The following is an 8,016-nucleotide window of genomic DNA, read 5'->3' on the forward strand; positions in this document are numbered from 1 at the left end:
AATTTATCTTGCAAGCTAGCAGACGCATCTATTAATAAAGTGAAAGGAGCAGCGACAGATTGTCTCAAATCTTGCTTTTTGTAGAAGAATTTATATTGATCATCGATAAACCAATTACGTACATACTTTTGTAATCTACCTTTTGTTAAATTATGACTTGCATCTTGCGATTCACGATCAATTGCCTTTTTAATGATTTGAATTAAGTCCTTAGTTTCAAATTGAACTTGTGACTCAACAGTTTGATATTGCGTTAGGTATTCCGGTAAGATATCAGGTTTATTCCATTTAATTTCAACATTTTCATTGATACCTGTTAAGGCAAAGGCTGGATTAACTCCTACGTTTTCTCCGCCTTCATCTTCACGTTCAGTAGTAGTACCTTTACCTTTTTTAGATTGCATATCTGTCATATCATCTGATGGATCGCCTTCTCTAGCTGTATCATTGTCACTCATGACATCACTATTTTCACCTTCATGTAATTCCATTTCTAGATATGCCCCACCTTCTGAAGCGCTATCTTGGTTATTAGATTCCATTTCTTCTGCTACAATGTCTGCATCTTTATCACTTTCTTGATTTTGACCGTCAACATTGCTCGCGTCTGTACGTGTTAAATCTTCAAATTTTAATTCATGCATTGTTTCATACACCTTTTTAGGTAAATGATAATATTCATTTAACATATCTTCATTTAATAAGTGATCTATTTGATACATGATTCGCTCAGCTAAATACATATTATCTTCAGATGTTGAATTATGGAAAAAGTTAGGTAAATATTGATACATTACGAATACTGCATCATCAATCTGTGAATTAATATCCGGTAAATCATAAAAGTTCTCTTGTAAAAATGACTTTTCCAAACTTAAAAATAATAAATCTGTAAATGTTGTTTTAGTCTTATAAACATTGATTTGTGTTTGTGTAAAATTCAAACGAATTGCTTTACGTTTTCGTATGGCATTTGTTGTCGAAGGTCTTTCTGACATAATAAAATTTAATACTCGCATATCCTCTAATAACTTAAAAATTTGTTGGAAAAATTTAGGATGCTCAAACTCATCGTTATGGATAACCTCATGGACCACAGTTTCATCCATTAATTTATATCCATATGCAGCAAGTAGTACGTCTGTTTTTAAGCCCATTGTTTCTATATCTGATTCTCTATGTGACCAAAACGAACTGGTAATTAATATATTCTGAATCGGGTCATAATAAGGGAATTTTTGTATTTTTACTTGTGTTTGTTCATTTTTTAGAAGTAATCGAGCTAAATCTTGAAGCATCATCACTTGCTTTGCATCTAATTGCTCGTCGTTAAATTTAATAAAACGATCACTCATGATTATCCCTCACTAAAAGTTTAATTCTACTGCATTGATTATCGCCTGTTGTTCTCTTTCATCTTCAAGTTTATCAATTATCGTTCTCTTAATTGCTCTTTTTATTGGCATGATTGTAGCTAAATCACTTAAGTCTAATAATGCACGAATACTAGCTGCTTCTTCTGAAATTTGCCCTTGTTTCGACATTGTACGTAAGTCTTCATTGAATTTAATAATACTTTGAATCAGTTTCTCATCTTGTAATTGACTTTGTTTTTTAATGACATCACTTAAGATGTCCCCGTCAATATAATCTACTTGAATTACTACAAAACGGTTCTTCAATGCTTCATTCATTGGTAACGTACCGATGTATCCTTCATTAATAGCAGCAATTACATTGAAACCTGGAGCAGCGTTTACGACTTCTCCTGTGAAGGGGTTCGTCAACTTTCTACGATAATCTAGCACACCATTTAATATAGGCAATGTTTCAGGTTTAGCCATATTGATTTCATCAATATAGAGTAAGTGCCCTTCTTTCATAGCTTTAATCACTGGTCCATCTATAAAAACAATTTCTTGCGAACCGTTATCCGTTGTTTGTATTGTTTTAAATCCTAACAAACTTTCTGCATCTAAATCTACAGAACAGTTAATTTGATGCATTGGTCTGTTTAGATGTTCACTTAATGATTCAGCTAATTTCGTTTTACCTGAACCTGTTGGTCCTTTTAATAATAAGTTTTTGTTTAATTCCATTAGTGAGATTGCATCATTAAATACAGTTTCATCTTTGTTTATATATTGTGCATTTGCCATTGTTATTCTCCTCTTATCTAACCTTTTCTATTATATCGACACATTAAAAATAGACCGGAATTTGAAATGAGTATGCGTCGTTTCGGTTGCTGTTAAAAGTGTCCGAAAGTAATATCAAATAAAAATATTATAACTCACATTACTTAAAAAATAAGTGAATCATAATATTTTCTTTTAAATATTACGCTTGCCATTCCAAATTCTAGTCTAAATTTGATGAAAATAAATGAATAAGTGTTTAATTAATTAATACATTATATGATTTCGGTGTATATTGTTTAAACTTCCTTAAAATAAGTTTTGTAATAGCCACCAACAAGCCCAGAATTATCAATAATTTGATAATATTCTTCTGTTTCGTTAATTACATCATATACTTTGCCAACAGTTAACATATCCGATACTTTAAATTTTTGAGCATCTGTATGTGTAACTTCGACCTTTTTAATTGGTGTATGGTCTTTCCAAGTTTCGTGTAGCATTTTAAAAATCCTTTCTATTGTCCTTCTAATGTTAAGATAAATGTGATACCGCTATTCTCAGAAATTCTAATGGATCTTTCGCCATTTTGATCAAGACTTTGATATTTGATACCAATTGATTCTAATTGGTCAATTGCATGTTGAAATTGTGATTTAGATTCTGTGGCAAATTCGATTTGCTCTACAATACCGTGTTCAGGTAATTCTAGTGGGATATCAGAGGCATGAACATGCAACTCGCCACCTAGTCCACCATCACCAATTTGAAATACTTGAACCTTATAATCTGCAGTTGCTGAAGGTTTATATTCAGCAAAATGTATTAATCCGAACACTTCAGTTAATACCGATTGAGTAAGTAATAATTCATTAACTCTGATTATAACTGGACCCAACCCTTGTATTTGATGTAACGGATTTACTGTACTTTCAAATGTAGGCATACCGAGTGGTGCTCCAGTATTATGCTCATTTGAATATATATTAAAAGGTTGAAGATTATCGTCTTTAAAATTAAAGTATTTATGACCATTCAAATCTGTAATTTCTTCGAAGGCAATTTGATGTTTCGTTAATATTTCTTGATACTCATTAAGTCCTTCATCACTAGGTATACGAAGACCAATATTTTCAATATGGTTATTACGGTTATCATAATTTGGTATTTCGACAAAATGCAGTCGTGTCCCAGAATTTAATTCAGCATCTCCAAATCGAAGGGCCTGACCTTTTTCTGCAACATTCAGTCCGAGTATATCTTTAAATAATGTTTTAGTTTTCGCTAAATCGCTTGTACCTGTTGTAACACTTCTAAGACCATTCATTTAATGTACCCCTCTATTTTTGTCTTTTCAACTTATTATAACGTATTTTTCAGTATATTTGTATGACGAACTGTCGTTCTATTCAACCGTTCACAAAATTATAATTAAATGGCATTGGATATAGACTTGAAATGTATTAAAATGTATATATCATAAAATATAAATTTTAGGTAAAACTTCAATTTAAGTAAAAGTAAAGTGAAGGGGCGTTATTTTATGTCTGGAATTTGGATTATCTTTGCAATCACAGTGTTAATTGCAGTTTACTCAGGAATCACTTTCGTAACTAACTTAAATAGTAAACAGAAAGCCAAAGGTTCTGCAAAATCTAATAATAATATCTATGGAATAATCTTTCTAGTATTTTTGATTATTGCACTAATTGAATTGTTTTTGTTTATTGCTTAAATGATTTTAAAGCAATATAAATATAATGATTAATTTTCATAAAAAAGCGAGTTAACGTTGATGCAAATGCATACGGGTTAACTCGTTTTTTTGATGTAGTGATTGTTTTACCGACAACTTATGTAGATAGCTATTATATTTATAAGTCAGATGTTCTGTGAAATAGTAATTTAATAATGATATATGCACAACTGCAATAAATAATTGCTAATAATATAGCACTAAGAAATTGAAAATTTGTAAATTGTAAGTTATCAGATGTTAATAAATTGATAAATCGATCGATTGGTGGAAACACCCATAAGATCCATTTTAATAACGGTAAACTTTCTAATAGCATAGTCTTTGTTAAGATGATAACCACAATTAAGGTTGTCAGTAGCCAAGTGTATTTCTTACTCTTAATTATAGTATTGGTAACAAAAGTACCTAGTAAGATTCCAAAGACACTCATTAGGCAATGAACTATAAGTCCAATGATGAGCAAATTGAGAGTCAGTGCTTTATCAAACGCCCCAATTATTATTGGATAGACCATTGCTAACACAATTAATGGACAACTGAATATAAATAAATACAATATCTTATTATTGAGATATCTTACTCGACTTCGTAATTGGCAATATAGAATATGACGTTCGTTCGTACCATCTTGATTGAAATTAATAATGGTAATCCAAGTTAAAATAATAAATAATATGATCGCTGTCGAAGCGAAACTGGATAAAATCGGTATATTTCGATAAATATATATGCCTACGACGCTTAATAGGAACAGAAATACAGGTGCTATGTATAGATAAGATTTTATAAATTTTGAATGTTCATATTTAATAAAAGTTGTAAGCATAGTTATAGGTCCTTTACTTCTATGATTTCATAGTTATGATCAATTAATGACTTTATTAAAAGGTTGCTATTCGTTTTTAATGCTGTAAGCGCAATAATGTTGTGTTCTCCCTGTTTTTGATCAGCAATATATTGTTGAATTTCATTCGGCAATGTCGTTTTCTGATTTGGAATTAATATTTGTTTCAACTCAATGTTTTTCTTATCGTGTACCTGATAGAATTGTTTAGTATTTAAATTAAGCACATGAGTAACTATAGTATTTTCTATAATATGGTTGTGGGCAGTTAGGATAATCGTTTTATCATGCGCAAGTTCAGATAAATAATTTATAAATGTTTGTTCGGTTGCTTCATCTAATCCAGAGAATGGTTCATCGAAGATTAATATATCAGTATTGTTCAGTAAGCACTGAATAATATTGACTTTCTGCAATGTACCTTTTGATAATTCGGTTAAAGGTGTATTGCGAAACGAAGACAAATTAAAGCGTTCCATTAAGTGATTTAAACCTTCATTGTCGATATAGTTTCTTTTATTGACGTGTAGTTTCCTAATGTAGTTTAGATATGACACTACTGTTAATTTAATGTTTTTTGGTAAGGTATCTGGTGCATAGCTTATCGTGTACGAACAGTCAATATCTCCATATGTTGGTGTAATTAATTGGGTTAATAATTTTAGCGTAATACTTTTACCAACCCCATTTTGCCCTTTTATTAAAGTTATTGCATTCTTAGGAATATTAAAGGATAAATTTTCAATAATTCTCTTTTTATTATAATATTTAGATATATTTGTTGCCTTGATGGCATAGTCCATATTATCCCACCTTTGTTATTGCATAAAATAAATAAATTAACTAATATGCTAGAAAGTTCTTATCATAAAATAATTGTATGAAAGTTAAATAGTAAAATCAATCATTTAGAGTGTAATATCAATATAAATGATAGCTATTAGTCTTTATGTTAATTATTTTTAGTAAAAGATATATACATATTGTAAATAATTGCTTTATATTTGAAGTTAAATTAAAGAGACAAACCCTAATGCATTAGAACGACATAGGATTTGTCTCTTTTTTTAAGAATTCATTTCACTTATTGTATATTTAATTTATTTATTCATTTAACATAACAGTTTGATTTGTGTGTGATGATTTTACTATGGCGTCAATCATCACATTGGCTTTAATTGCATCCTCAACATGAATATAATGATTTAAATTATAATCTATACAGTTATAAAAATGGTCTATTAGTTTTCCGTGACTGGGGCCATAATATGATTTTGTACCTGGCATGATATCATCTGCTGCGATTTGTTCTTTAATATTGTCTGAATTAACGCGTGTCAGTATATTATCTTTTATGGTAAGCTTTTCATTTTCAAAGATAACTTGTAATTCAATACTACTATTCGAAATACTAGCATTTGTTGCGAAAAATAGACCATGCGCCTTGTTGTTAAAAATAATATTTGCTGAAGCAGTATCTTCAACCTCAATATTGTAATCTAAAAGTTGTGTGGTATTACCGCGAATTGAATTCATTGAACCACCTAGAAGTTGCATTAAATCTAATGTATGAATTGCTTGATTAATTAATACGCCTCCACCAGAATGTTTTAACTCGCCACGCCACGGTTTATCAGTGTAATAGCTATTTGGACGTGACCATGTGACAAGTGCTTTTATTCCTTTTATTGGACCATATATATTGCTTTCTACAATTTTTTGTAATGTTTGAAATGTTTTATTGTATCTATTTTGAAAGCAGATTCCAATTTTAATATGTGGATATGCTTTTTCTAGTTCTAATAATTCAGAGCCTTCCCTTGCATTAAGTGCTAAGGGCTTCTCTTGAAGTACGTGGACACCCTGTTCCACACATTGTCTTGTAGCAAATAAATGCAAATAATGCGGTAAACAAATATGGACACAATCAAGATCTTCGTAATTTAACATATCTTGAAGCTTTTCATAAAAAGGAACTTCCGGAACTTTGTGTTTAAGGGATTGATCACTATCACATACAGCGATAATTTGCGCATGTGGATTATTATTAATGGCTTGTATATGGATATTTGATACATCACCAAGGCCAACAATACCGATATTTAGCATAATATTCACTCCATTTGACTTTGTTTATAATAGATTTATTATTCGTTTTTCTCAGTTGTGATTTGTTTGTTTAATTCGAGTTCAAACTGTTGTGAATCAACTGGAAGTGTAACTTCTCTACCTAGCCAACTGGATAAATAAAATGCATTAACTAAATTAACACCATTAATACCATCACTTCCAGGAGCAATAAGAGGTGTTCCGTCAATTATATTAGCTGCAAAGTTGTTAAGTACATTAATATGTTGCTCTCCCCAAATACTGTTAAATTCAAATGTTTCTCTACTATAAATGTCATCTAATGCTTTGCCTTTAAATATTTCTTGTGCTTCAGACCAATTCATTGTATTGTTCATAGATGTTTCTGATTTGTTTAAACGTGTCAAGGTTAATTTAGAACTGTCTTCAACAAGTATCTTCCCTTTATCGCCAGTTATTTCTAAACGATCTGTGCCTATCACATCGTGAGTACAAGTGATAAAAACACCAGTCGCTCCATTACCATAATCTAGAACTGTTGTAACATCATCATCGACGTTGAGTTTTCTTTGGTAGCCATATTTAATGTTTGAATATACTTTATTCGGTAAACCACATAGCCATTGTAATAAATCGATTTGGTGCGGCGCTTGGTTGACTAGTACACCGCCACCTTCTTGTGACCATGTTGCACGCCACGCGCTTTGATCGTAATACGCTTGTGGTCGCCACCAAGTAGTAATGATCCAATTTGTACGACGGATATTGCCAATTACACCAGTATCGATAAGTGATTTTACCTTTTGATATAGCGGATTAGTACGTTGATTGAAAAATATACCAAATGTTAAATGAGGTTTAGTTTGTGCTAAGTCAGTAATTTCTTGTACTTTAGAAGCGTATATATCAGCAGGCTTTTCTAACAATGCATGAACTTCATGTGTTAAGGCATATTTTCCAATTTCAGTGTGTAGATAATGTGGTACTGTTGTAACTATTGCATCCACTTCACCACTTTTGATTAATGATTGATAACTATCAAAATATGGCACATTTGGATAAAGTTGTTGAACTTGTACTTTTTTTGCTGGATCAATATCACAAATGCCACCAATAACGATATTTTCAACTTTGCCACTATTGATAAATTCTGCATAAGTACTTCCCTGTGCACCAAAGCCTATGAT

General features: G+C 31.0%; 9 protein-coding genes. 1 reads left to right on the forward strand and 8 read right to left on the reverse strand.

The annotated features are described in order from the left end of the window. From ACF91D_RS28970 to ACF91D_RS28985, 4 genes are all read right to left on the reverse strand, one after another. A partial coding sequence (locus ACF91D_RS28970; RefSeq protein WP_392438211.1) for a hypothetical protein occupies nucleotides 1-1,355 on the reverse strand: 1,355 nt, incomplete at its 3' end. A gap of 12 nt (nucleotides 1,356-1,367) precedes the next feature. Beyond that, nucleotides 1,368-2,159: an ATP-binding protein gene (locus ACF91D_RS28975; protein WP_107528008.1), complete on the reverse strand. Its 792-nt coding sequence runs from the start codon at nucleotides 2,157-2,159 to the stop codon at nucleotides 1,368-1,370. A 278-nt stretch (nucleotides 2,160-2,437) separates the two neighbouring features. After that, nucleotides 2,438-2,641 carry a DUF6501 family protein gene (locus tag ACF91D_RS28980; RefSeq protein WP_107528009.1) on the reverse strand — a complete coding sequence of 68 codons (204 nt, stop codon included), beginning with the start codon at nucleotides 2,639-2,641 and terminating at the stop codon, nucleotides 2,438-2,440. Between the two features lie 14 nt (nucleotides 2,642-2,655). Next, nucleotides 2,656-3,465 (reverse strand): VOC family protein, encoded by an 810-nt coding sequence (locus ACF91D_RS28985; protein WP_107528010.1) that lies wholly within the window; start codon nucleotides 3,463-3,465, stop codon nucleotides 2,656-2,658. A 216-nt stretch (nucleotides 3,466-3,681) separates the two neighbouring features. Between ACF91D_RS28985 and ACF91D_RS28990 the strand changes: the two genes are divergently transcribed. Then, nucleotides 3,682-3,873, forward strand: a complete 192-nt coding sequence (locus tag ACF91D_RS28990) for a hypothetical protein (protein WP_042738704.1) — start codon at nucleotides 3,682-3,684, stop codon at nucleotides 3,871-3,873. Nucleotides 3,874-4,012: 139 nt separating this feature from the next. Here the strand turns inward: ACF91D_RS28990 and ACF91D_RS28995 are convergent, their stop codons facing one another. From ACF91D_RS28995 to ACF91D_RS29010, 4 genes are all read right to left on the reverse strand, one after another. Next, a complete protein-coding gene (locus ACF91D_RS28995; protein WP_107527749.1) occupies nucleotides 4,013-4,723 on the reverse strand; it encodes an ABC transporter permease in 711 nt (236 codons plus the stop codon). A 2-nt stretch (nucleotides 4,724-4,725) separates the two neighbouring features. Then, on the reverse strand, nucleotides 4,726-5,544 hold the full coding sequence (locus ACF91D_RS29000) for an ATP-binding cassette domain-containing protein (RefSeq protein ID WP_107527748.1): 819 nt from the start codon (nucleotides 5,542-5,544) through the stop codon (nucleotides 4,726-4,728). A gap of 301 nt (nucleotides 5,545-5,845) precedes the next feature. Further along, nucleotides 5,846-6,850 carry a Gfo/Idh/MocA family protein gene (locus ACF91D_RS29005; protein ID WP_119624391.1) on the reverse strand — a complete coding sequence of 335 codons (1,005 nt, stop codon included), beginning with the start codon at nucleotides 6,848-6,850 and terminating at the stop codon, nucleotides 5,846-5,848. 38 nt (nucleotides 6,851-6,888) lie between these two features. Then, nucleotides 6,889-8,016 (reverse strand): Gfo/Idh/MocA family protein (locus ACF91D_RS29010; RefSeq protein ID WP_392438213.1); only part of this gene is annotated, 1,128 nt, incomplete at its 5' end.

It is taken from the genome of Staphylococcus sp. 231237_7MaSpsaltlick (assembly GCF_043107035.1).

Excerpts from the sequence above, each read along its gene's own strand:
- ACF91D_RS29000 (WP_107527748.1), bottom strand. The coding sequence starts at position 5,544 with ATGGACTATGCCATCAAGGCAACAAATATATCTAAATATTATAATAAA.
- ACF91D_RS28975 (WP_107528008.1), bottom strand. The coding sequence starts at position 2,159 with ATGGCAAATGCACAATATATAAACAAAGATGAAACTGTATTTAATGAT.
- ACF91D_RS28995 (WP_107527749.1), bottom strand. The coding sequence starts at position 4,723 with ATGCTTACAACTTTTATTAAATATGAACATTCAAAATTTATAAAATCT.
- ACF91D_RS28985 (WP_107528010.1), bottom strand. The coding sequence starts at position 3,465 with ATGAATGGTCTTAGAAGTGTTACAACAGGTACAAGCGATTTAGCGAAA.
- ACF91D_RS29005 (WP_119624391.1), bottom strand. The coding sequence starts at position 6,850 with ATGCTAAATATCGGTATTGTTGGCCTTGGTGATGTATCAAATATCCAT.
- ACF91D_RS28980 (WP_107528009.1), bottom strand. The coding sequence starts at position 2,641 with ATGCTACACGAAACTTGGAAAGACCATACACCAATTAAAAAGGTCGAA.
- ACF91D_RS28990 (WP_042738704.1), top strand. The coding sequence starts at position 3,682 with ATGTCTGGAATTTGGATTATCTTTGCAATCACAGTGTTAATTGCAGTT.